Source organism: Gordonia amarae NBRC 15530, assembly GCF_000241345.1.
Taxonomy (GTDB): domain Bacteria; phylum Actinomycetota; class Actinomycetes; order Mycobacteriales; family Mycobacteriaceae; genus Gordonia; species Gordonia amarae.
In genome coordinates this window covers 21,118-43,823 of sequence record NZ_BAED01000075.1, presented here as the reverse complement: position 1 = coordinate 43,823, position 22,706 = coordinate 21,118, and the positions used below count along the sequence as shown (strand labels likewise).

18 protein-coding genes and 2 pseudogenes are annotated in these 22,706 nt (G+C 66.3%); 9 read left to right on the top strand and 11 right to left on the bottom strand.

Going from position 1 to position 22,706, the window contains the following annotated elements:
• Positions 1 to 34: 34 nt before the first annotated feature.
• The 3 genes from GOAMR_RS22110 to GOAMR_RS22100 are packed head-to-tail and all read right to left on the bottom strand — an operon-like array spanning position 35 to position 3,669.
• Complete coding sequence (locus tag GOAMR_RS22110) at positions 35 to 1,492, bottom strand: pyridoxal phosphate-dependent decarboxylase family protein (RefSeq protein WP_005193337.1); 1,458 nt, start codon at positions 1,490 to 1,492, stop codon at positions 35 to 37.
• A complete protein-coding gene (locus GOAMR_RS22105) occupies positions 1,485 to 2,852 on the bottom strand; it encodes an MFS transporter (RefSeq protein WP_005193335.1) in 1,368 nt (455 codons plus the stop codon). The genes GOAMR_RS22110 and GOAMR_RS22105 overlap by 8 nt, the downstream gene beginning before the upstream one ends.
• Positions 2,845 to 3,669, bottom strand: a complete 825-nt coding sequence (locus GOAMR_RS22100) for a sulfurtransferase (RefSeq protein ID WP_083837074.1) — start codon at positions 3,667 to 3,669, stop codon at positions 2,845 to 2,847. Before GOAMR_RS22100 ends, GOAMR_RS22105 begins: the two co-directional genes overlap by 8 nt.
• 217 nt (positions 3,670 to 3,886) lie before the next feature.
• Here GOAMR_RS22100 and GOAMR_RS22095 point away from each other — a divergent pair, with 217 nt between their 5' ends.
• The 6 genes from GOAMR_RS22095 to GOAMR_RS22070 all read left to right on the top strand — a co-directional run bounded on the left by GOAMR_RS22095 (position 3,887) and on the right by GOAMR_RS22070 (position 10,964).
• Entirely contained in the window at positions 3,887 to 5,035 is a 1,149-nt protein-coding gene (locus tag GOAMR_RS22095; protein ID WP_005193333.1) for a sulfotransferase family protein, read from the top strand.
• A 22-nt stretch (positions 5,036 to 5,057) separates the two neighbouring features.
• On the top strand, positions 5,058 to 6,140 hold the full coding sequence (locus GOAMR_RS22090; RefSeq protein ID WP_005193332.1) for a DUF7064 domain-containing protein: 1,083 nt from the start codon (positions 5,058 to 5,060) through the stop codon (positions 6,138 to 6,140).
• A gap of 23 nt (positions 6,141 to 6,163) precedes the next feature.
• The gene (locus GOAMR_RS22085; protein WP_005193331.1) at positions 6,164 to 7,087 is read left to right on the top strand and encodes an LLM class F420-dependent oxidoreductase; all 924 of its coding nucleotides are present in this window, start codon (positions 6,164 to 6,166) and stop codon (positions 7,085 to 7,087) included.
• Positions 7,088 to 7,104: 17 nt separating this feature from the next.
• Positions 7,105 to 8,019, top strand: a complete 915-nt coding sequence (gene cysD / locus GOAMR_RS22080; protein WP_005193330.1) for a sulfate adenylyltransferase subunit CysD — start codon at positions 7,105 to 7,107, stop codon at positions 8,017 to 8,019.
• Positions 8,019 to 9,923, top strand: coding sequence for an adenylyl-sulfate kinase (gene cysC / locus GOAMR_RS22075; RefSeq protein WP_005193329.1), 1,905 nt, complete (start codon positions 8,019 to 8,021; stop codon positions 9,921 to 9,923). The genes cysD and cysC overlap by 1 nt, the downstream gene beginning before the upstream one ends.
• A gap of 66 nt (positions 9,924 to 9,989) precedes the next feature.
• Positions 9,990 to 10,964, top strand: coding sequence for a LysR family transcriptional regulator (locus tag GOAMR_RS22070; protein ID WP_005193328.1), 975 nt, complete (start codon positions 9,990 to 9,992; stop codon positions 10,962 to 10,964).
• A 19-nt stretch (positions 10,965 to 10,983) separates the two neighbouring features.
• On the opposite strand, the gene GOAMR_RS22065 is transcribed toward GOAMR_RS22070, so the two are convergent.
• The 7 genes and pseudogenes from GOAMR_RS22065 to GOAMR_RS24400 all read right to left on the bottom strand — a co-directional run.
• The gene (locus GOAMR_RS22065; protein WP_083837080.1) at positions 10,984 to 12,354 is read right to left on the bottom strand and encodes a dipeptidase; all 1,371 of its coding nucleotides are present in this window, start codon (positions 12,352 to 12,354) and stop codon (positions 10,984 to 10,986) included.
• 95 nt (positions 12,355 to 12,449) lie between these two features.
• A complete protein-coding gene (locus tag GOAMR_RS22060) occupies positions 12,450 to 12,905 on the bottom strand; it encodes a hypothetical protein (RefSeq protein WP_040516106.1) in 456 nt (151 codons plus the stop codon).
• A gap of 145 nt (positions 12,906 to 13,050) precedes the next feature.
• On the bottom strand, positions 13,051 to 13,479 hold the full coding sequence (locus GOAMR_RS22055) for an organic hydroperoxide resistance protein (RefSeq protein WP_005193322.1): 429 nt from the start codon (positions 13,477 to 13,479) through the stop codon (positions 13,051 to 13,053).
• A 96-nt stretch (positions 13,480 to 13,575) separates the two neighbouring features.
• Positions 13,576 to 14,262 carry a hypothetical protein gene (locus GOAMR_RS22050; RefSeq protein ID WP_005193321.1) on the bottom strand — a complete coding sequence of 229 codons (687 nt, stop codon included), beginning with the start codon at positions 14,260 to 14,262 and terminating at the stop codon, positions 13,576 to 13,578.
• A 34-nt stretch (positions 14,263 to 14,296) separates the two neighbouring features.
• On the bottom strand, positions 14,297 to 15,544 hold the full coding sequence (locus tag GOAMR_RS22045; protein WP_005193319.1) for a lipase family protein: 1,248 nt from the start codon (positions 15,542 to 15,544) through the stop codon (positions 14,297 to 14,299).
• Between the two features lie 118 nt (positions 15,545 to 15,662).
• Positions 15,663 to 17,354, bottom strand: a complete 1,692-nt coding sequence (locus GOAMR_RS22040; protein WP_005193318.1) for a substrate-binding domain-containing protein — start codon at positions 17,352 to 17,354, stop codon at positions 15,663 to 15,665.
• A 168-nt stretch (positions 17,355 to 17,522) separates the two neighbouring features.
• Positions 17,523 to 17,811 (bottom strand): annotated as a pseudogene (locus GOAMR_RS24400) (Asd/ArgC dimerization domain-containing protein); the annotation flags it as partial.
• Between the two features lie 465 nt (positions 17,812 to 18,276).
• Here GOAMR_RS24400 and GOAMR_RS24940 point away from each other — a divergent pair.
• From GOAMR_RS24940 to GOAMR_RS22030, 3 genes and pseudogenes are all read left to right on the top strand, one after another.
• Positions 18,277 to 19,446, top strand: a complete 1,170-nt coding sequence (locus GOAMR_RS24940; protein ID WP_138943854.1) for a hypothetical protein — start codon at positions 18,277 to 18,279, stop codon at positions 19,444 to 19,446.
• A gap of 246 nt (positions 19,447 to 19,692) precedes the next feature.
• A pseudogene (locus tag GOAMR_RS25945) lies at positions 19,693 to 20,286 on the top strand (JmjC domain-containing protein); the annotation flags it as partial.
• Positions 20,287 to 20,327: 41 nt separating this feature from the next.
• Positions 20,328 to 21,626, top strand: coding sequence for an MFS transporter (locus tag GOAMR_RS22030; protein WP_138943853.1), 1,299 nt, complete (start codon positions 20,328 to 20,330; stop codon positions 21,624 to 21,626).
• A 51-nt stretch (positions 21,627 to 21,677) separates the two neighbouring features.
• On the opposite strand, the gene GOAMR_RS22025 is transcribed toward GOAMR_RS22030, so the two are convergent.
• A complete protein-coding gene (locus tag GOAMR_RS22025; protein ID WP_005193313.1) occupies positions 21,678 to 22,703 on the bottom strand; it encodes an aspartate-semialdehyde dehydrogenase in 1,026 nt (341 codons plus the stop codon).
• Positions 22,704 to 22,706 lie beyond the last annotated feature (3 nt).

The window sequence follows — 22,706 nt, the reverse complement described above, 5'->3', positions numbered from 1 at the left end:
ACACAAAGGGTGGATCCTTCGATTACAGGTGGAACTATCGCTCGTTGAGGCGGGCGAGGAGTTCGGTGAGCAGTTCCTGGGCGCGGGGGGCGGGGACCACCTCGAGGAGTGCCATGACGGGGGCGAGGTGGTCGGGCAGGGCGGGGCCGTCGCCGGCGAGGCCGAGAGCGGCGAGGATCTCGGTGGCGGCAGCCGAGTCGAGCGGGGCGTCGGAGCGCAGCGCGGGGAGGGCGTCCGGGAGGGCGGACAGGTCGATCGGCGGGCGGCCGCGCACGTCGTCGGCCGCCCGGGTCATCGCCGCCGCCAGGGCGTCGACGATGCCTGCCGTGACCGGGGTGACGGTGAGGTGGGTGGTGGGCGGCAACGCGGGACCGCCGTGCTGCCGCAGTCCGGGCTGCGGCTGCAGGGTCCAGCCGAGTTCACGCACCCGGTCCGACCACTGGTGCGGGTCCACTCCCCGACCGGCCGCCGCCTCGGGGTCGGTGCGTACGGCGAACAGCGGGCCCGACGGCGCACCGGCCACCCGCAGCCCCTCGATACCGGCGACGACACCGGCCAGCGTCTCGGTGGCCTGCCGGGTCCGTGCCGTCAGCCCCGTCAGCCCGTCGGCGCCCAGGTATTCGAGTATCGCCCACGCGGCGGCGAGTGCGGTGGCCGAGCGGCTGCCGAGCATCGTCGGGTTGACCACCGGGTAGCCGGGCCAGTCGGTGGTGGCGAACGACGCGGCGCGTTTGGCGTCGCGGTCGGCGAACAGCAGCACCGACACGCCTTTCGGCGAATAGCCGTATTTGTGCGCGTCCAGCGACATGCTGGTCACGCCCGGTACCCGAAAGTCCCACCGCGGCAGTCCTTCTCCCCAGAAGGGCAGCACCCAGCCGCCGATGCAGGCGTCGACATGGCAGGCGATGCCCAGTGCGGCCGCGCGCGGCGCGACGTCGGCGACGGGATCGATCACGCCGAACGGGTAGCAGGGCGCGGACACGACGACCAGCGCAGTGTCCCCGGAGCACCGCGCCAGCAGGTCGTCGGCCCCGACGGTTCCGTCCTCGCCGACGGGCACAAGGTCCAGCCGCAGATCGAAGTAGCGGGCCGCCTTGTGGAAGGCGGCGTGCACGGTCGTCGGCGCGACGATCGACGGCATGCCGGTCGCCTCCCGGTGACGTGCCCGCCAGCGATCCCGGGCCGATTTCACCGCCAGCAGGCAGCTTTCGGTGCCGCCGCTGGTGACCACCCCGACCGCGTCGTCGCCGTGCACGATCCCGGCGGCGAACCCGATCACGTCCGCCTCCATCCGGGCCACCGACCCGAACGTCGTGGGGTCGAGGCCGTTGACGTGCTGCACCTGCTGCGCGGCACGGCGCGCCAGTTCGTCGACGACGGCCAGGCCCGGGTCGTAGACATAGGACAGGATCCGACCGCCCCGGGTGGGTGCGTCGTCGGCGCGCAGCTCGGTGAGCCGGGCCAGGATCTGCTCGGCGCGCTGATCAGTCACCTGCCACCACCTTGTCATTCATGGTTTCGATAGTGGTGCGCCGCAACGGGTAGCGCAGGATCAGCGGCACGCTCACGAGTGCCAGCACCGCCGGCAGCACACTGAATCCGACGATCATCGCGTCGAGCGCCGACCCGGGCTGGATCACCGCGTCCGGCTCATCGGAGGAGATGTAGCCGCCGATCGCGAGGGCGAGCGTGAACAGCACCGATCCCAGTGCCATGCCGGAGGTTTCGCCGGCGGTCCACACCCCGCCGATGGTTCCGGCCGCACTCTCCCCGTGCGTGGCCTCGTCGTGGCCGATCACGTCGGGCAGCATCGCCATCGGCAGTGCCTGCATCCCGGCGTAGGCGGCTCCCGCGACGGCCACGGAGCCGTACACCCACGGTCCCGACGACCACCACAGTCCGGCCAGCGACACCGCGGCGAGCGCGAACAGTGCTGTGGCCGCGACGAATCCGACCTCCTTACCCCACCGCCGGGCAATCGCGCCCCACAGCGGCGTACAGATCAGGGCGGGCGCGATGAGCGCGGCGAACAGCACCGACACCGCGGACTCGGAGTCGAGGACCCAGGTGGCGATGTACTGCGCACCGGCCAGCATCAGTCCGGTCGCCAGACCCTGAAGAACGAACGCCCCCAGCAGCATTCGCAGGGCCCGGCTGCGCCGCAGTGCCGCGATCGCCGCCCTGTACGCGACTGCCGGTGACACCGGGGCATCCCCGACCACCACCCGCCGGGCGTCGTCGGCGGACCGCGACGCCACCCACATGCTCACGCCCATGAGCACACCGGTCACCGCGGCCATCAGCAGATAGCCGACGGCCTCCGAACTCCCGGCGTCCCGCAGCGCCGGACCGCCCGCCCCGAACACCAGGATCCCGAGCGCCAGCACCACCACCCGCACGGTCAGCAGCCGGGTGCGCTGGTCGTAGTCGTCGGTGAGTTCGGCCGGGAGCGCGATGTAGGGCACCTGAAAGAGACTGAATGCGGTGGCCGACAACAGGAACGCCACGGCCACCCAGAGCGCCTGCGCCGCGGTAGGCAGCGCACCGGGTACGGCGAAGGTGACGAGAAACGCGGCGGGCAGGGCCGCCGCGCCGAGCAGCATCAGCGGCCGCCGCGACCCGCGCGCCTCCGCATGCCGGTCGCTGACAAAGCCGATCGCCGGGTCGATCACCACATCCCAGATCTTGGCGACGGCGATCACGATGCCCGCCGCGAGCGCGGGCACGCCGAGGGTGTCGGTGAGGTAGTACACGAGCACGAGCCCGGGCAGTGTCCCGAACGCGGCGGTGCCGACCGACCCGATCCCGTACCGCACCACCGTCCGGCAGTGCAGGACACCGGCGTCAGTCACCGGTGGCCACCGGAAGGTCGTGGTTGGACCACTGCGACCACGACCCCGGGAACAGCGCGGCGTCATCGAATCCGGCGATGGTCAGCGCCGCCACCTGATGTGCGGCGGTCACCCCCGAACCACAGTAGGCGCCAACGGCTTTCCCGTCACCGACGCCCAGCGCGGTGAACCGGTCGCGCAACTCGGACGGTGTCCGGAAATGTCCGTCGGGGGTCAGGTTGTCGCCGGTGGGGGCGCTGACCGCGCCGGGGATGTGACCGGCTTTGGGGTCGATGGGTTCGGTCTCACCCCGGAACCGTTCGGGCGCACGGGCATCGAGCAGCACCCCGTCGAAGGCTCCCGCCCCCGCCGGCGTCAGCGTCGGCAACGCGCCCTCGGCCAGCGAGACCCGGCCCGGTGCGGGCACCACATCGCCGACGGTCAGCGGCAGCCCTGCCGCCACCCACGCGGGCAGCGCGCCGTCGAGCAGCCGGACGTCGGTCAGCCCCGCCCACCGCAGCAGCCACCACGCCCGCGCGGCCGCCAGATTGCCACCGCCGTCGTAGGCGACGACGGCGGAGCCGGGTTCGATCCCCCACCGCCGCGCCGCCCGCTCCAGATCGTCGACATCCGGCAACGGATGCCGCCCGTCGGTGGGCTCACCGTGCCCGGCGAGTTCGGTGTCGAGGTCGACGTACACCGCGCCCGGTAGGTGTCCGCCCAGGTATTCCCCGTGCCCGGGCGGCCCGCCGAGCGTCCAGCGCACGTCGAGCACGACGGGCGGGGTGGGGCCGGCGAGTGCGGCGGCGAGGTCGTCGACGGTGATCAGCACAGACATACCGCACACGCTATGCGCCGACGCGCCGCCGGTGCACGGTCTTGCGCACCCTGACCGCAAGAGCCATAACAATTTGATATGGCTTGACGCCGTAATCGGTATTGGAATCACCCGTGATGAGAACCCTATTCTCGTCAGCAACACCTCAGCGGATGTGGTGTGAGACACATTTCAGACACCCGAGGCCCAGCCCTTCACCACCACCCACGGAGGCACAATGACTATCGCCGACGACGTCATGGACGAGGCTCGCGCGAGCACCGGGCTCACCGATTTCGGCGAGGACACGTTCCGCGAAGGCCTGGAAAGACTGCTCGCCTCCCTGCGCGACGAGGCCCACCTGAACGCGGCGGGCGAGGCGTTCCTGCACCAGCGCATCGTCGGATATCTCGGTCAGCGCCTGCAGGTCGAGGACTGGTATCGCCGCCATCCCGAGATCGACGACACCGAGATCGTCACCCCGCTGATCGGGGTGGGCCTGCCCCGCACCGGGTCGTCGGCGTTGGCGAATCTGCTGTCCCAGGACCCGGATATCCGCTACATCCGGCTGTGGGAGTCGGGCCGCCCGTGCCCGCCGCCGTCGACGGTCACCGGCCACGACCCGCGCATTCCCGAGGAGGGCGACGGCGACGTCGTCGGTAGCCGCCGCCATGTGCCGATGACGATCCACGGCCCGATGGAATGCCACGAGATCATGGCGCTCGACTTCAAAACCCATTTCTTCCAGTCCCTGGCCCAGATTCCCGGCTACTCGGAATGGTTTGTCTCCGAAGCGGATCTGACAAGCACCTTCGAGTATCAGCGCCGGGTGATGAAACTGATGCAGTGGGGTGAGCCGGCCCGGGAATGGCGCCTGAAATGCCCGTCGCACATCCTGGTGCTCGACGCCCTCGACAACGCCTTTCCCGACGCGCGGTTCGTGATGACACACCGCGACCCGACCGATGTGTTGCTGTCGGTGGCCGACCTGTACGCCGACATCATCGGCAGGTTCACCGACAGCATCGACAAGGAGTACATCGGCAGGCTCAACGTCGAACACTGGTCCCTCGGCATCGACCGCGCGGTGCGTTTTCGCGAAGCCGGCGCCGACGACCGGTTCTACGACATCGACTTCCGTGCCATGCAGACCGACCCGATCGGCGAGGTGAAGGGCCTGTACGGGTGGCTGGGCACCCCGGTGAGTGAGGAGTTCGAGGCGCGGATGACCAGTTGGTGGACGCATGCCGCCGATCAGCGCGAACCCAGCACCCATGCCGACCCCACCGAGTTCGGCATGGACCTCGATGAGATCCGTCCGTTGTTCGCCGACTACGTCGGCCACGCCCAACGCTGGACCGCCCACCCCGCCCGGCTCGGTAACTGAGAGAACCACAGGGAGAGAAGATATGTCGATTGATCTGACCGGTGGACTGCACCCCACCCGCGAGCATGTGTTCGCCGAGCGTCCCGAGAATCCGGAGATGCGTGATTCGGTGAGTTTCTGGGTTGTCGACGACAGCGGCGCGGTGGGCCTGCCCCGCATCGGGGTGGAGGCGGTGTCATCGAACTGGGAGGACCACGACATCCAGGTCAACGTCACCTACCCGGACGGCCGGATCTACCGGCTGCGGTCCACCGAACCGGCGGTGCCGCCGATCGGCCCGGAGGGTAAACCCACCGTCCTCGGTTCCGGCGGGCTGGCATTCCGCTGTGTCGACGAATTCGACACCTGGACAATGACCTACGACGGCAAGGCGACGGCGGTCACCGCGCAGGGCCTCATCGACGGCGACACCGACGGCCCGCTGGTCGACGTCAGCTTCCACGTGGATGCGAAAATGGCTGTGCCGCCGTGGATTCAGGGGACGATGGGCAAGAACGCCGTGCCCGAAAGCAAGAACAACGGGATCGAGGACGACGGCATCAACGCACTGATGGGTGGCCCCCGGTACGAGCAACTGTTCCTGGCCACCGGCCGGATCGCCGTCGACGGCGAACCCGCCCACGAGTTCACCGGCCGGGGTCTGCGTATCCGCCGCCAGGGTGTGCGCAAGCTCGCCGGATTCTGGGGGCACTGCTGGCAGTCGGCGGTATTCCCGAGCGGAAAGGCGTTCGGCTACATCGCCTATCCCCCACGCGACGACGGCCAGGAAAGCTACGCCGAAGGTTATGTGTTCACCGGCGACGGCGACCTCATCCCCGCCGAGATCGTGCGGGCCCCGTGGCTGACCCGGCTGGTCCCCGCCGGCGACGACGCGTCGCTGGAACTGCGCACGGCTGACGGGACGATCCGCATCGACGGCGAGGTGCTGTTCGGCGCCCACGACGTGCACCACAAGGACAAGACCTTCTCGACGGCCGCGCTGAAAGCGGAGATGCCCGAGTTCCCGGTGGTGCATCAGGCGGGGGTGCGGTACCGATGGGACGGCGAGGAGGCGGTCGGCATGATGGAACGTTCCAACCCGCCCAGCAAAATTGAGAACGCCTGACGACATCGGGAGCGCGAACAACCATGGCCGACATCAAGATCAACGTCTCGCTGCCTTTCGATGAGCTGCGCACGGCCGGCGAGTTCATGACCCCTGCCGCGGTGACCGAGGTCGGAAAGGTGCTCGACGCGGCCGGCTTCCACGCCGGTCTGGTCACCGACCACCCGGTCCCCACCGGCCGCTGGCTCGACGCGGGCGGGCACCATGCGCAGGATCCGTTCGTGATGTTGTCGCTGCTGGCCGCCGCCACCACCCGGCTGCGACTACAGACCGGAATCCTGGTGTTGCCCTACCGCAGTCCGTTCCTCGTCGCACGCTCCGTCGCCACCCTGGATCATTTCAGCGGCGGCCGGGTCACACTCAGCGTCGGGGCGGGCTACCTCAAGGGCGAATTCCGCGCCCTCGGTGTCGATTTCGCCAGAAGAAACGACCTGACCGACGAGTATCTCGCGGCGCTGCGGGCAGCCCTGTCCGGGGCCGAGTTCACCTTCGACGGCGACGGTTTCACCGCGTTCGGCAACCGGATCCTGCCCGGCCCCGTGCAACGCCCGCATCCCCCGCTGCTGGTGGGCGGCAACTCCAGGCGCGCCATCCGCCGGGCGGTGGAACTCGGCGACGGCTGGAATCCGTTCGTCACCTCGGTGTCGGGCACCGACCTGGCCACCACCCGCACCGCCGGGATGACCGGCCCCGACGATCTGCGGGCGGCCCTCGGCTATCTCGCCGAACAATGCGACAAGGCCGGTCGCACAACACCGTTGGCAATCCACGTCGGCGGCATCAGCAAGCCGGGTGAGAATTGTTCGCCCGCTGAGGTCGTCGACCGGATCGGGCGCTACCGCGACGCGGGCGCCACCGCCGTGAGTGTCGGCGTCACCGGCAGCACCCTCGCGCAGTGGTGCGACGACGCGGCGTTCATCGGTTCCGAGATCATCGCGAAGCTCTGAGAGTCCGGAGGACACACATGACCACCACCCGCTATGCACTGTCCCACCTGGACGCGCTCGAAGCCGAATCCGTACACATCTTCCGCGAGGTCGCCGCCACCGCGCAGCGACCGGCGATGTTGTTCTCCGGCGGCAAGGACTCGGTGGTGATGTTCCACATCGCCCGCAAAGCGTTCTGGCCCGCCCCTGTTCCGTTCCCGCTGATGCACGTCGACACCGGGCACAACTTCGACGAGGTCATCGCCTACCGCGACCAGGTTGTCGCCGACACCGGTGTGCGACTGGTTGTTTCGAGTGTTCAGGACGACATCGACGCCGGCCGGGTCGTCGAGCAGACCGGTCCCGGCGCGAGCCGCAACCGGCTGCAGACCACCTCGCTGCTGCGCGGCATCCGGGAGAACAAGTTCGACGCGGTGTTCGGCGGTGCCCGCCGCGACGAGGAGAAGGCCCGCGCCAAGGAGCGGGTGTTCAGTTTCCGCGACGAGTTCGGCGCGTGGAATCCGCGGGCACAGCGCCCCGAGCTGTGGAACCTCTACAACGGCCGCCACCACCGGGGTGAACACATCCGGGTGTTCCCGCTGAGCAACTGGACCGAACTCGACATCTGGCAGTACATCGCCGCCGAGGAGATCGAACTGCCCTCGATCTACTACTCGCACCGCCGCGAGGTGGTGCCGCGTGACGGAATGCTGCTCGCCAAAACGCGTTTCGTCGAACTCGCCGACGGTGAGGAGGTGCTCACCGAGACGGTGCGTTTCCGCACCGTCGGTGACGCCACCTGCACCGGCTGTGTGCTCAGCGACGCCGTCACCGTGGAGCAGGTGATCGACGAGGTGTCGGCCACCCGGCTCACCGAGCGCGGGGCAACCCGCGCCGACGACCGGATCTCCGAATCCGGCATGGAAGACCGCAAGAAGGAAGGCTACTTCTGATGACCGTCACCGCTTCCCCCGCCGCACAGCCCGGCATCACCGATTCCGGGGCCGAACCGACCCGCGCACCCAAACAACTGCTGCGTCTGGCGACCGCCGGCAGCGTCGACGACGGCAAGTCCACACTCATCGGCCGGCTGCTCTACGACTCCAAGAGCATCTTCACCGACCAACTCGAATCCATCGAACGCGCCAGCAGCGAGCGCGGCGACGAGTACGCCAACCTCGCCCTGCTCACCGACGGCCTGCGCGCCGAACGCGAACAGGGCATCACCATCGACGTCGCCTACCGCTACTTCGCGATTCCCGAACGCAAGTTCATCATCGCCGACACCCCCGGCCACGTGCAGTACACCCGCAACATGGTCACCGGCGCGTCCACCGCCGACGTCGCGATCATCCTCATCGACGCCCGCAAGGGGGTGCTGGAACAGACACGCAGGCACGCCTTCCTGTCGACGCTGCTGGGCATCTCCCATCTGGTGCTGTGCGTCAACAAGATGGATCTTGTCGACTGGTCGCAGCAATGTTTCAACGAAATCCAGGACGAGTTCGTCGATTTCGCCCGCAAGCTGAACGTCGGCGACCTGACCTTCATCCCCATGTCGGCGCTGCTCGGCGACAATGTGGTGGACAGATCCTCGAATATGCCGTGGTACTCCGGAAATTCGCTGCTCGGGCATCTCAAGGACCTGCACGTCTCCTCGGACCGCAATCTCATCGACGCCCGGCTGCCCGTGCAGTACGTGATCCGTCCGCAGGTGTCCGACGGCTCCGATCACCGCAGCTACGCCGGCACCATCGCGAGCGGAACGTTCCGGCGCGGCGACGAGATCGTGGTACTGCCCAGCGGTTTCACCACCACCGTCGACGAGATCTGGGGGCCGGGCGGCACCCCGGTGGACGAGGCGTTCGCGGCGATGGCGGTGTCACTGTCGTTGCGCGACAACATCGACATCACCCGCGGCGACATGCTCGCCCGCCCGTTGAACCGTCCGCACGTGGGCCGCGAGATCGACGCCATGGTGTGCTGGTTCTCCGAGGACACCGTGCTCACCCCCGGGAACCGCTACATCCTGCAGAGCTCCACCCGCGAATCGAAGGCGGTGATCGAGTCCCTCACCTACCGCCTCGACGTCAACACCCTGCACCGTGACCAGACGGTGAACTCCCTACGGCTCAATGACATCGGGCGTCTCACCCTACGCACGCAGCAGCCGATGATGTTCGACGACTACCAGCGCCACCGCGACACCGGCAGCTTCATTCTCGTCGATGAGGCCACCAACAAGACGGTGGGCGCCGGGATGATCAAGGGCCCGGCCGGCAAGGAACCCGCCGTCCGCTGGCACTCCTCGACGGTGACCCGTGACCAGCGGGCCACCCGGGGTGCGACGATCTGGCTGACGGGCCTGTCGGCCTCCGGAAAGTCATCCATCGCAGTCGAACTCGAACGGTCCCTGGTCGCCGAGGGCCGGCCGGCTTACCTCATGGACGGCGACAACCTGCGCCACGGACTCAACTCCGACCTCGGGTTCGGCGACGACGACCGCCGCGAGAACATGCGCCGCACCGCGGAGGTCGCCGCCCTGTTCGCCGATTCCGGTGTGGTGGCCGTGGTGTCGCTGATCAGCCCGTTCGCCGCCGAACGCCGGCGGGCGAAGGAGATCCACGCCGAACGCGGGCTGCCGTTCTACGAGATCTTCGTCGACACCCCCCTGGATGTGTGCGAGAGCCGCGATCCCAAGGGCCTGTACGCCAAGGCACGGCGCGGGGAGATCGCCGCGTTCACCGGCATCAATTCGCCTTACGAACGCCCCGCCGAGGCCGACCTGGTGGTCACCCATCACGGCGACGAACCCCACGCCATCGCCGAACTGATCCGCCGCACTCTGGAGATCTGAGGGAGCGGAGATCTTCAGTGAAGCGAACCGAGCAACGAACCACGATGTGACACACTGGGTTGCGCCATGGACACACACCGCCTCAGCTACTTCCTCGCGATCGCCGAGGAGGGTTCGATGACCAAGGCCGCCGCGACACTGGGCATCGCCCAGCCGGCACTGAGCCGGCAGTTGCATCGCCTGGAAGAGCAGTTGGGCGTCAAGCTCTTTCACCGCACCGCCCGCGGGATGGAACTCACCGACGAGGGCGAACGGCTGCGGGCGGGTACCGCGGTGCCGCTGCGGCAGCTCGAACTGGCGGTGCGCTACGCCGGTTCGTCACTGGCGCGCGTCGAACGCGGCCTGCGGCTGGGTCTGCTGGAGTCGACCCTCGGTGTGCTGGCGCATCCGTTGCTGTCCGTGCTGGCGTCGGCGTTCCCCAAGCTCACCGTCACCGTGACCGCGTCCGACACCGACTCGCTGATCTCGGCCCTCACCCGGGGCGCGCTCGACATCGTGATCACCGATCAGGTCGCCGACAACCGGTTGTTCGGCGGCGAACTCATCACCGAGGATGTCGTCGTCCTCGGCGGCGCGACAAGCGATCTCACCCCGGAGGTACCATTCCTGTTCGGCGATGTGGAGGGCCTCCCGCTCGTGCTGCCGAGCAGTCAGAACGGGTTGCGCACCTCGCTGGAGAACGCCGCCCTACGGTGCCGGCTGCTCCTGCAACCCCGCTATGCGACGGACTCGCTGCAACTCACCAAGGACCTGATCCAGAGCGGCGCGGCGTTCGGGCTGCTGCCGCGTTCGGCGTGTGCCGACGAGATCGAGTCGGGCCGGATCCGGTGGGCGCCGCTTGCCGACCCGGCGGTGTCGCAGACACTGATGATGGCCTCGACCCGCGAGATCGAGATCCCGCGCGGGCTGGCGATCCAGATCGGTCAGATCATCCACGACGAGGTCGGCAGGCTGGCCGCGTCCGGACGCTGGCCGGGCAGGCCGATCCCGCCGCTGCGCACGCACCGCTCGCGCGCCGACCTGTCCCCGGGACCTCACTGACCTGCGCCCGGCGGTCCGGTTATCCCTTGCGGTTCGGGTATTCGGTGAGGAACACCGCCTCGGCCAGCGCCAGGTGTTCGATCTCGGACGGATCCACCGACTCGTTGGGCGCGTGGATCAGGCAGGCCGGTTCCTCGACGCCCAGCAGCATGATCTCGGCGTCGGGGAAGGTCTCGGCGAGCACGCTGCACAGCGGGATCGACCCGCCCTGCCCCTGCCGGGACACCTGCACGCCGTACGACGCCGACAGCGCGTCGACGAGGGTGTCGTGGCCGGGTCCGGAGGTGGCACCGGAGAACGGTGATCCGACGGCCTCCCGTTCGATCGACACATGCACTCCCCACGGCGCAGCCGCCGTCAGGTGGGCGATGAGCAGGTCCTGCGCCTCGGTGGCGTCCATGCCGGGCGGCACCCGCAGGTTGATGCGGGCGCGGGCGTGCGGCACCACCGACGCCGACGATCCGACGACGGGCGGGCAGTCGATGCCCAGGACGGTGACGGCCGGTCTGGCCCACAGCATCTCGGCCACCGACCCGGACCCGACAAGCCGTACCCCGTCGAGCACCTTGGCGTCGGCGCGGAACGCCTCCTCCGGGTAGTCGACGCCCGACCAGCTCTGGCCGGAGTCCAGTCCGTCGATCGTGGTGTCACCGTCGGCGTTGCGCAGCGTGGCGAGCATCGCGATCAGCGCGGCCAGCGCGTCGGGGGCGGCTCCGCCATACATGCCCGAGTGCATCGCCGAGCCCAGCGTCTCCACGGACACCACCACATTCGCCACCCCGCGCAGGCTGGTGGTGAGGGTGGGCCTGCCGACGGCGAAGTTGCCGGAGTCGCAGATCAGGATGACGTCGGCCGCGGCGAACTCGGGATGGTTCACCACGAAGTCTTCGATACCGCCACCACCCTGCTCCTCCGAGCCCTCGCCGAGAATCTTGACGGTGACCGGCAGTTGCCCGGGCGCGATGGCACCGCCGCCGGCGAGAGCGCGCAGCGCGGTCAGGTGGACGGCGATATTGCCCTTGCAGTCGGCCGCCCCGCGCCCGTACCAGCGGCCGTCGCGTTCGGTGAGTTCCCATACGGGAGAATCCCATTCGTCCTCGCCGAGGGGCGGCTGCACGTCGTGGTGGAAGTACAGCAGCACCGTCGGCGCACCCTCGGCGCCCGCGATACTGCCGGTGACGGCCTTGCTGCCGTCGGCGGTGACATGTGCTGCCGCATCGGCGAATCCGAGCTCACCGAACGCGGCCAGCAGCCAGTCGACCATGCCGTCGCATTCGCTGACCGGGAACTGCGCGGCGTCGAACACCGACCGGAATGCCACCATCTCGGCCAGATCGCCGCGGGTCTGCGGCATCAGTCTCTGAACCCTTTGGCGCAGTTCGCCACTCACATCCACCACGGCGGTCCCTCTCAATTCTCCGGTTCGGCGGCCTCGATACCGCCGGGATCGACGTCGGCAAGGTCGGTGGTCAACGCGCGGATCCGTTATTCGGACGATCCCTCGGCGTAGGAGTCGGCGAACGAGACGCGCGGCGTGGTGGCGGCCTGGTAGGCGGCGATCGCCGCCAGCACCAGCGTCGCCAGCGCGAACACGGCGGCGACGACGATGAACGCGATGGTGACCACCGTGCCGAACGCGCCCTTGGCGGGGTCGGTGACCAGTGCGCCGAACGCGGCCAGCGCCGCGCCGAGCAGCGCCCAGGCCGCCGCGCGCACGCGGGGACCGATCGCCGAGGCGTAGAACAACCGCTGGTAGATGGTGGTCTCGTACTCCTCGACGGCCGCGATGCGCACCGGGTCGCCCCCGGCCAGCGACCGCAGCTCCCGCGCCAGCTCCGCCCCCGTGCCCAGCCGCGCCGTCTCCTTGTCGCGGTAGTGCACGTAGGCCACGACGGCGACGGCCGCGGCGATCAGTCCAAGTCCTGCCCACCCTGTATCCACGAGAGCACAGGCTACCCGTCGCCGCTCCGTCGACGTGCGGCAGCTCACACCAAACAAGCCCCGAAACAGTTTCTGGCGATATGACGGCGGCTCGGGCATACACCCGAGCGAACCGTCATATCGCCGGAAAATCGTCGGCCGGGGGTCAGACCCGGGCGGTCACCGTGTGCTCGATGTTGCCGCGGGTGGCCTTCGAGTACGGGCAGAAGGCGTGGGCGCCGTCGGCGAGGGCCTGGGCGCCGGCCTCGTCGAGACCGGGCAGATAGGTTTCGATGGCGGCCGTGAGGCCGAAGCCGCCCTCGCTGTCCTTGCCGATACCCACGGTCACCTTCACCGTCGTGCCCTCGGGGACGGTCACACCCTGCTGGCCCGCGACGGCCCGCAGCGCACCCAGGTAGCAGGCGGCGTAGCCGGCGGAGAACAGTTCCTCGGGGTTGCTGCCCTCACCGCTGCCACCCATCTCCACCGGTGGGCGCAGTTCGAGATCGATCCGGCCGGTCTCCGAGACGACCTCGCCGTCCCGGCCGCCGCCGGCCGCGGTTGATGACACGTGGTACACGGCATCGACTGCCATGGCTCTCCTCCAATGGTGACGTCTTTCACTGACGTGACCATTGTGCCCTTGACACCGATCCCGCGTCCGCGTTTGCCGGGGTCGGGGTGTCGGGCCTCAGCGGCGCCCGAAACCGGTGCCCGGGCGGACCTTGTTGGGGGCGGGCAGCCAGTCGTTGACCTCTTTGCGCAGCGTGCACAACGCCGAGAGGGCCAGCAGCACCAGCTGCGCCCAGCCGAGCACCACAATCACCACCGACAGTCCGTCGTACGCGAACAGCAGGTCGATACCGATCGGGATGCACATCATGTGCACCACGACCACCGACAGGTACACATTGCGCACGCCGCGACTGTTGTGTTTGGCGGTGTTGACCAGCAGCAGATACTCCACCGCCAGAAACACCGCGATCAGCACCAGCATCACCGGCGGGAACGTCGACGAGATCCCGGAGATCTGGTCCTCCGGGGCGGCGTTGCCGGGGTCGTCGCGGACACCGTCGAGCAGCCGCGTGTACAGCAGATCCTTGATGGTACCGAGGTTGAGGAAGCCGTAGACCATGCAGATCGCCCCGGCCACCGCCGCCGCCCAGAAGCAGCCGACGGCGTGCTTGACCAGCGGGATCGGTGCCGGCCCCGGATCGCCGCGGCGCACCGGGTACAGGCCCGTCTGATCGCGGTCGGCCGATGACCGTTTGGCCAGTTCGGCCATGTCCTCGGCGTCGAGTTCGGCCTGGCTCGGGATGTCCGGGTCAGGCCGCTGCCCGTCGCCCAGGTCGAATCCCCCGTCGCCCCGCTCGGTCATCGCCTGCTCACCCTCTCTTCGGGACGGCTGTGCGTCACTTCCGGAGGTGATCGAGGACGAAGTTCGTGCCCGGCAGGAGGGTCGCCAGCATCGGCACGACGTGGTTGACGATCACCTTGGTCAGGATCGCCGGGGTGGGGTCGGTGTGGAACGTGACATCGGCACCCTGGGCTTTCCAGTTCTTGTACAGATCTTTGACCTGACCATACGGGATGACGTCGTCATGCAGTCCGCCCTGCAGGTAGACGGGTGCGTTGGGCTTGAGCTGACCGATCCGGTTCTCCTCCAGCACCTTCAGCGCCTCCGGATATTCGGAGACGATCTCGCTGAGCCGCTTGCCGGACTTGGTCCAGCCGTTGGTGGTCTGGAATCCGGTGCTCAGGACGGTGTCGCCGATGCACTCGGTGGACAGCTGCTTGAGCTTGGCCTTACCGGTGGCGTTGGCCTCCTTGTCGAGCACCTCGCGCATCGCCGGGTAGCGCGCGTTCATCCCGTTGATGGCATACCCGATCACGCCGGAGATGGTGGTGCCGTCGACGGCGGCGAGGACCTTGCGCAGGTCGGCCGGCGGGGCACCGGCGTAGGTGGCCTTCACCTTGAGATCGGGGGCGTAGGTCTGCGCCAGCTCGGCCGCCGACGCCGCCGCGCCGCCGCCCTGCGAGTAGCCGACGAAGCCGACCGGCGAATCCTTGGAGCCGCCACTTGCGTTGATCGCGGCGCGTGCGCCGTCGAGCATGGCGTGCCCGGTCTCGGTGCGGTTGACGTACGTGTGGATGCCGGGGGTGCCCATGCCGATGTAGTCGGTGACGAACACCCGCACACCGTTGAGCAGGAAGATGTACATCTCGGGCGCGGTGTAGTTGACGCCGATGGTCGGTTTGGTGATGTCGACCGACATCGGGAACGACATCATCTTCGACGGCGCGCACTGGTCACCCTGGCCGATGGTGCCGGAGCCGACGACGACGGTGGGTCGCGACCCCTTGCCGGTCCACGGTGCGGTGGGTTCGATGACGGTGCCGGTGACGCCGACGGGCTTGCCGTTGACGTCACGCGATGCGTACATCACCTTCTTGGCGGTGCCCGGCCACTGGTTCTTGACACCCGGGATCTGCAGCACCAGCGGAATCGACTGGGATTTGAGGATCGTGCCCGGCTTGCCGGTGATGGTCGCCGGTGGCGTGTAGAAGTCCGCCGCCGACGCCTCGGGCGCGGCCACCGCTGTCACGGTCGTGGCCATCGCCCCTGCCAGCACCACCGCGGCCACACGGCGCCCCGTCATTCCCCTGAGAATTCCCATAGAAGCGTAGGCTACCTCACGGTAACCAGGTCACGTGTCCAGGATCTCGGGAAAGCTCCACACCTATATTCCGGCCACCGCCGGCGGGAGCATGACCGGGTCAGCTGCTGAGGAGCCTGCCCGCCTCCGTTGTGAAGATGCCGCGGATGTCCATGGGGGTCTCGGCGATGTAACTCGTGCCGCCGGTCACCTCAGCGATCCGGTTGAGCGAATCGGCGTCGGCGTCGGAGGTGATACCGATGGCGACGATCCGTACCGGACGGCCCGGGTCCTGCAGCGCCTTGAGCTGGGTGACCAGATCGTCGAGGGTGATGCTGTTGTCGTCCTCGTTGCGCCCGTCGGTCACGATGGCCAGGGTGTTGGTGGCCGCCGGGTCGTAGCCGTCCACCATCGCCTTGTACGCGGCGAGCGTGGTGTCGTACAGGCCGGTACCACCGCCGAGGTCGTCCCGCATCGCCTCCCGGGTGGTGGTCGCGATCGTCTGTCGTTGCGTCACGCCGGCGGCCACCTCGTCGAGGCGACGGATAGGCACGATCTGCTTCCAGTCCGCACCGTCGGTCCCCCGGTCGATACCGAATATCCACACCCCCACCTGCGAGGCGTCCCCGAGGAGTTTGGTGCCGTCGATCACGGTCTCGGCAAGCAACTGCGCCCGGGTCGACGAGCCCGCGGGCGCCTGCATCGACCCGGACGTGTCCAGGACGTTCAGCATGCGCATCGGTACGCTCAGAATCTGCCAGCTCCTGAGTGCCTCGTTGATCTCGCGTGAATCACCGGCGCTGATCGTCTTGACGGGCCGCCCGATTCCACTGCCGTCAGGATTTCGGAATCCAGCTTCCTGCAGCATCTTTCGCCCTTCGTCCGACGCCGCGGCGGCAACGAGTGCGCGACCGGCCGCGTCGGCCGAGGCGCGGTGATCCGGTGAGGCGGTGGTCATCAGCGGATAGTCGAGCATCAGCGTGCCGTCCGCGGGAATCTTCGCGGCCAGTTGCGAGCCGGTCCACTTCTTCTTGAACATCAGGTACTGCTGCTCGCTGGCCACCGACGGGATGTCGGAGACGTTGGAGGTGCGCATCCGGGCGTCGTCGGTGTCCTGCCCGGGAATCACCTTGTGCCGCTGCGCGGCCATCGCGGTCATCGCCTGGGTGAACGCCGTCCGGGTGATCTCGCCGCGCGAGACCGCCGCCGCCCCGCCGATGATGGGCGCGTCCCCGGCCGAGTTCTCCATCGGACTGCCCACCTGCAGTTTGTCGAGGTTCATCACGTCGGCCCAGCTCGTGAGTTGGCCCAGCTTGGTGCCCACCACGACGACCGGGGAACTGGCCAGCGACCTGGTCACGTACTCGGGGGTCCGGCGCACCTGCGCCATGACCCGCTCGGCCCTGATCTGGGAGTCGGCCAGCCACAGGTCCACACCCGCCCCGCCGGCGGTGAGCCGGGCGGGCACGTCCGCGCCTGATGTCGGGGTGACGGCGAAATCGAAACACGAGTCGTCCGCGGCCCGATCCGCGATCGCCTTCAGGCCGGCGGAGATCGACGAGTCCACGACCACCGATACCCGTGACCTGTCACCGCCACAACCGTCGGCCAGGTTCCGCCAGAGAAACACCGAGGCGGCCAACGCCGCGACCAGCATGAGCCCGATGAATACCCGGACGAGCCTGCTACCGGGCCCCGTGCGACGTGACCCCCGGCGGCGCTCGAATCCGAAATGCTCGGCATCGACGCTCACCAGGTCGGCGGTCTGGCCGTGCCTGCCTACGCGCGGTCTCTTGACGACACCGGCATCCATGGTCAGCGCTCTCCTCGCATCTCGCTTCTGGAACAGAATGTTCCTGATGCGGAAGATTAGCGCCGACTCACAAGATCTGCAGGATGAAAGTAGGGCATCGACAGAGATGCGCTGATGTTAAGCGGCCAGGTCGTGCCTCATCGGCTCACCACACCCGGCCGGCGGCCCTCAGGCGAGCAACTCCGCGATCTGAATGGTGTTGAGCGCCGCACCCTTACGCAGGTTGTCACCCGACACGAACAGCGCCAGCCCACGGCCGTCCGGCACACCCGGATCCTGCCGGATACGGCCCACCAGCGAGGCATCCTTGCCGGCGGCGGCCAGCGGTGTCGGCACGTCGGAGAGTTCCACGCCCGCAGCCGAACCCAGGATCTCCCGGGCCTGCTCCGGAGAGCACCCGCACGCAGGTGCCACTCACCAGCAGCTCGGGTGGACCCAGAATTTTGCGATATTCACTGAGCTAAACCCAATACCAGATCTACAACCCGGGCGTACTGAAGCTACAACCCGTCATCACTTTCCACTAATAATACTGTCCCCCAACATTTTTGGAACCCAATAGCAAGTAACTCGAGGCGTCTTCGCGGGTGTCCTCCAAACAGACCAAACCGTATGGTCTAGATCACACTCGGCCCCCGAGAGACCAGACCCCCCTACTTTGGCGACAGGGCAGATCGCCCAGTGGAAATGAAGGGAACGAACACCATGGACAAGAACCCTGATTCGCGCGACACTGCAACCGAGGACGACTTCTTGCTCGAAGTCGTCCAAACCGCAGATCGTGGACTGGGAATCGTCCGCCCTGGCCCACGCCAGGATACGGCCACTGATTCCCTGCGGTATCGATTAGGCGGTAACCCGGGAGCCAAATACACGGCTCCCGGGTTACCAACACCACTGTAAATTCGATTTGGAAATGGGAATGAAGTCCAACTATCCACGTTCGTGGGCATCAAAAGCCTTCGATAAGAAGTGCGGCCACCCCTTCGGCGAGACAGTACACATTCCGGGACTCATCCTGGACCAGGTGGATCACTTGCTTGACGAACTCTCGCTCGCCGTCGCCCGAGTAGTGGAGAATAGCACGGGAAACTTTCGCATTCGAGGTTTTCGTGATTTTTCACTAGACTACAGACTTACAAACACGCTTGGCTCCTCTCCCATAAAGGAATCATCGGTCGTAGAATGGCTCTCATATCATGGCGGCCAAGATGCGTCACTCGCGGTGAATGAGATCTCGCAGTGGAGTCTTCCTATTTCAGACTGGACTATCGACTTTATCCGCCAGATTCACCATAGTACGGATTGGGATATCACGAATGGGTTCGATACCTACACATTCGTAACCTCCGGAGGCGGATGGACCCCTTTCGGGATCCACCGAGACTATGAGCCGTCTCTGATATTTCACTTAGGACCAGGAATAAAGGATCTCTGGGTCTGGCCGGATGGCCAGCCCGACAACATCGTCTTCGCATCCAGCCCTGCATTGAATGGAGTTTCGTTTGAATTGGATAGGACACTCGGGTCTGCCGAACACTTTACCCTTAGACCCGGCGACTACATCTGCATACCTTCAAATCTCTATCACGTATTCAAGAACAGCGAACCATCAGCCTTCATTGGAATCGCCGCCTTCGTAGTACCTCAAAATCCGGTAGCCCACCAGGCTATAGATCTTACCTGCGCAGAATTGGGAAGGGATGCGATCGATATTCTATCTTCCGAAGAGGGCAAACGACGCATCGAAACCGCCGCGCGCAACCTTAAATCTCGTGACCAATCTTGTCTCTATACGTTACCTCCACACCAAAGCGCGCTATCTTGTATTCCCAGCCCTAGAATTCCGTCCATCTTTGCCCGTCGATTCCCTGGCGTAGTTCAGACTCGCACTGACGGAGGTATGTACGCGTTCGGCCAGGAACTCCAGTCCCGGCTTCCACGCGACACCATAGAATCCCTTTGTGAGTATGTAAACCACTCCGAGTCAATAGATGAGAACACAATAGGTAGGCTAATCGGAAGAGGTTGCTCTGACTCCCGAAAGCTGTTAAAAACACTCCACAGAAATGGAGCTATCGTAGTCGCATGAATCAGGCCAACAGCATATACGAACTAGCTCTCGAGATAGCTCAATCTATGCCCGAAAACGCCGAACCCGTGTTAAGATCAATCAGCAATGAGCACCTGCCCTATCTTAACGCACTCGAGCAGGAGGTGTGGGACAGCATAAGTCGAGTTGGTCCACTTTGGTCCAACATAAGACTGATACTTGAGGGCAGAGACCAGCATCCCCGTCGTTTTATGCTTGCGAGGATAGGGGAAGGCTGGATCCACCGCGTTTGGTGGGCACCTGGACGATCACAACTTCGTCGCACTACAACTTCATGGTCCCAAGAATTGGGCTTACGGCCCGATCTCGTCCGACCCGCAGTCGCCGACAAATGAGCTAATACTAAATCCAGGAGACTACCTGGTTGCACCAGCCAATACCCCTCATGCAGTGTCCGGAGTTGGCGAACTGTCCCTCCATCTTACAATTGCATTCGATTTTGTAAGCGGCGAAACAAGGCCTTGGGGATCATCGATCGAAGACTGTGACCGGTTGAACCACTACGAATCGACAAGAATCGGAAGCCACTGGCCGGATGCTTTCGATGAGTCCGAAAGTCCAAATAGTTCCGGTCGATACCGATTCTCTCCCCGGCAGCGGCCTGCTATTAATTGTAATGACAAGTACTGCGTGGTAGAAGCGCACGTTGGAGTGTACCGGATTGATCGCCGAGCACACCAATTTCTGGAAGCGTTGCAGCGTGGCCGGAGAATTTCACTCGACGAAGCGCTGGAGATATGCGCCGAACTACCGAACGCTCAAGTTCATAGCCTGATACGTGGACTGTGTAGAGCAGGGGTACTGTTCAAAGGTATTTAACAGCAATCGATGGTACCCACCACCGCCTTTTCAGGAGCCATGTGAGCAGAACTCCCCGCACCACTCTCAATTCAAATACAGCGTTCATTTCCATGTTCAGCGGCACTGCTGTCTCAGTCCTGGCCGACGGGCTGATACCGACGGCTTTCGCCATAGAGTCGATCTCCGGGATCGGTTCCGCATCTACGCTTACGATCGTTCTCGTAGGACTGTGGCTGGGACGCTTTGTCTTCACACCGCTGGCAGGGACGGTGGCAGCCCGGTACGACAGCATCCGAATCATGGTGGTATCGGACATTGCGCGGATCTGTGCCCAAGGCGGCCTGGCAACATACATTCTCCTAACCGGACAGAACACCACGACCGCAATGGCGCTGTCCGCCTGCTTCTACGGGATCGCGACGGCCTTTTACGCGCCGGCGTCGATCACATTGTTGCCCAGGCTCGTCGGCATTGGCCAACTCAAGAGCGCTAACAGCGCGCTGTCTTTGACCATGGACATCGCAGTGCTCGGCGGCCCCGTCTTCGCCGTCGTGCTTATCCACGGCATCGGGTTTCGGGGAATTCTGATCCTCGACGCTCTGACGTTCGCAGTCAACATCGCCGGACTCCTGATCTGCGGCAGACTTCTTCGAGAGTCACCGCGCTCCAGTACCGGCACGAGGGAGCCCGAGGACGACCCGGAAGGCCGCGGAACTGTACCGTCATTGCGGTCTGTGACCCGCATGAATCCCTGGGCAATGACAGGCCTCCTACTCTGGACGATGATCTCAGTGCTGATCGGGGCCATGGCCGTCAGCGGACCGGCCGCCGTCCTACCCGAGCGGGGCTCAGGAACATGGGCTGCGCTCGCCACATGCATGGCCGTAGGAAGTCTGGCCGGAACTCTCATCGCTGCGGCGACAAACCTCTCCTGGCGCTCTGCTGGTGTCGCAGTCGGCATATCGACAGCGGTCCAGGCGTGCATGTTGGCGCTCTACGCTGTCAGCGGCACCGGCGTCTCCATCGTCCTACTGTTCGCCGCGTTCACCGTCGGCCCGCTGGTCGTAACCTCGTCCGGCATCATTTGGACGACTGCCCTGCAGTCCTCGCTGGATCATGGATCCCTTGCCCGGTTCAGTTCGGTCGACCAGTTCCTGTCATCAGCGGCCGTACCGGTAGGCATGATTCTCGCGGGAATTGTGCCCACGGGCTCTGTGACCGCTATCGTGCTGGTCCTGGGCTCGGTGCCAGTCGTCGGTCTGGGTATTCTCGCCTGGCGGTCATCGACTCCATCGCCTTTGGACTCCGACGACCCGCCCGTCGAAGCCGATCACATTCCGAATCAGGCTAAAAAGTAAGGAGGGTGGGGCGTGCCGCCCCACCCTCCTTACCTCATTTGTTTCCAGCCCTCAGGCGAGCAACTCCGCGATCTGAATGGTGTTGAGCGCCGCACCCTTACGCAGGTTGTCACCCGACACGAACAGCGCCAGCCCACGGCCGTCCGGCACACCCGGATCCTGCCGGATACGGCCCACCAGCGAGGCATCCTTGCCGGCGGCGGCCAGCGGCGTCGGCACGTCGGAGAGTTCCACGCCCGCAGCCGAACCCAGGATCTCCCGGGCCCGCTCCGGCGAGATCGGCTCGGCGAACTCGGCATTGATCGACAGCGAGTGCCCGGTGAACACCGGCACCCGCACGCAGGTGCCGCTCACCAGCAGTTCCGGCAGACCCAGGATCTTGCGCGACTCGTTGCGCAGCTTCTGATCCTCGTCGGTCTCGCCCGACCCGTCGTCCACCAGCGAACCGGCAAGGGCCACAACGTTGAACGCGATCGGCGCCACGTACTTCACCGGATCCGGGAATGTCACCGACGAACCGTCGTAGACCAGTTTCTCGGCCTCGCCGACAACGGCGCGTGCCTGCCCGGCGAGTTCCTCCACACCGGCCAGCCCGCTGCCCGACACCGCCTGATACGACGACACGATCAGCCGCTGCAGGCCGGCCGCGTCGTGCAGCGGCTTGAGCACCGGCATCGCCGCCATCGTGGTGCAGTTGGGGTTGGCGATAATGCCCTTGGGCGGGTTCTTGGCCAGCTCGCCGTTCACCTCGGACACCACCAGCGGCACGTCGGGATCCTTGCGCCAGGCCGACGAGTTGTCGATGACGGTCACCCCGGCCGCCGCGAACCGCGGCGCCTGCTCGCGCGACATGGTGGCACCCGCGGAGAACAGCGCGATGTCCAGACCCGACGGGTCGGCCGTCGAGGCATCCTCGACGACGATCTCGCCGTCGCCCCACGGCAGCTTCTTGCCCGCCGACCGTGCCGACGCGAAGAACCGCACCTCGTCGGCGGGGAACTTGCGCTCGGCCAGCAGGGTCCGCATCACGCCGCCGACCTGACCGGTCGCGCCGACAACACCGATTCGCAGAGCCATGGG

Excerpts from the sequence above, each read along its gene's own strand:
- GOAMR_RS22100 (WP_083837074.1), bottom strand. The coding sequence starts at position 3,669 with ATGTCTGTGCTGATCACCGTCGACGACCTCGCCGCCGCACTCGCCGGC.
- GOAMR_RS22095 (WP_005193333.1), top strand. The coding sequence starts at position 3,887 with ATGACTATCGCCGACGACGTCATGGACGAGGCTCGCGCGAGCACCGGG.
- GOAMR_RS22090 (WP_005193332.1), top strand. The coding sequence starts at position 5,058 with ATGTCGATTGATCTGACCGGTGGACTGCACCCCACCCGCGAGCATGTG.
- GOAMR_RS22085 (WP_005193331.1), top strand. The coding sequence starts at position 6,164 with ATGGCCGACATCAAGATCAACGTCTCGCTGCCTTTCGATGAGCTGCGC.
- cysD (WP_005193330.1), top strand. The coding sequence starts at position 7,105 with ATGACCACCACCCGCTATGCACTGTCCCACCTGGACGCGCTCGAAGCC.
- cysC (WP_005193329.1), top strand. The coding sequence starts at position 8,019 with ATGACCGTCACCGCTTCCCCCGCCGCACAGCCCGGCATCACCGATTCC.
- GOAMR_RS22070 (WP_005193328.1), top strand. The coding sequence starts at position 9,990 with ATGGACACACACCGCCTCAGCTACTTCCTCGCGATCGCCGAGGAGGGT.
- GOAMR_RS22055 (WP_005193322.1), bottom strand. The coding sequence starts at position 13,479 with ATGGCAGTCGATGCCGTGTACCACGTGTCATCAACCGCGGCCGGCGGC.
- GOAMR_RS22050 (WP_005193321.1), bottom strand. The coding sequence starts at position 14,262 with ATGACCGAGCGGGGCGACGGGGGATTCGACCTGGGCGACGGGCAGCGG.
- GOAMR_RS22045 (WP_005193319.1), bottom strand. The coding sequence starts at position 15,544 with ATGACGGGGCGCCGTGTGGCCGCGGTGGTGCTGGCAGGGGCGATGGCC.
- GOAMR_RS22040 (WP_005193318.1), bottom strand. The coding sequence starts at position 17,354 with ATGGATGCCGGTGTCGTCAAGAGACCGCGCGTAGGCAGGCACGGCCAG.
- GOAMR_RS24940 (WP_138943854.1), top strand. The coding sequence starts at position 18,277 with ATGAAGTCCAACTATCCACGTTCGTGGGCATCAAAAGCCTTCGATAAG.
- GOAMR_RS22025 (WP_005193313.1), bottom strand. The coding sequence starts at position 22,703 with ATGGCTCTGCGAATCGGTGTTGTCGGCGCGACCGGTCAGGTCGGCGGC.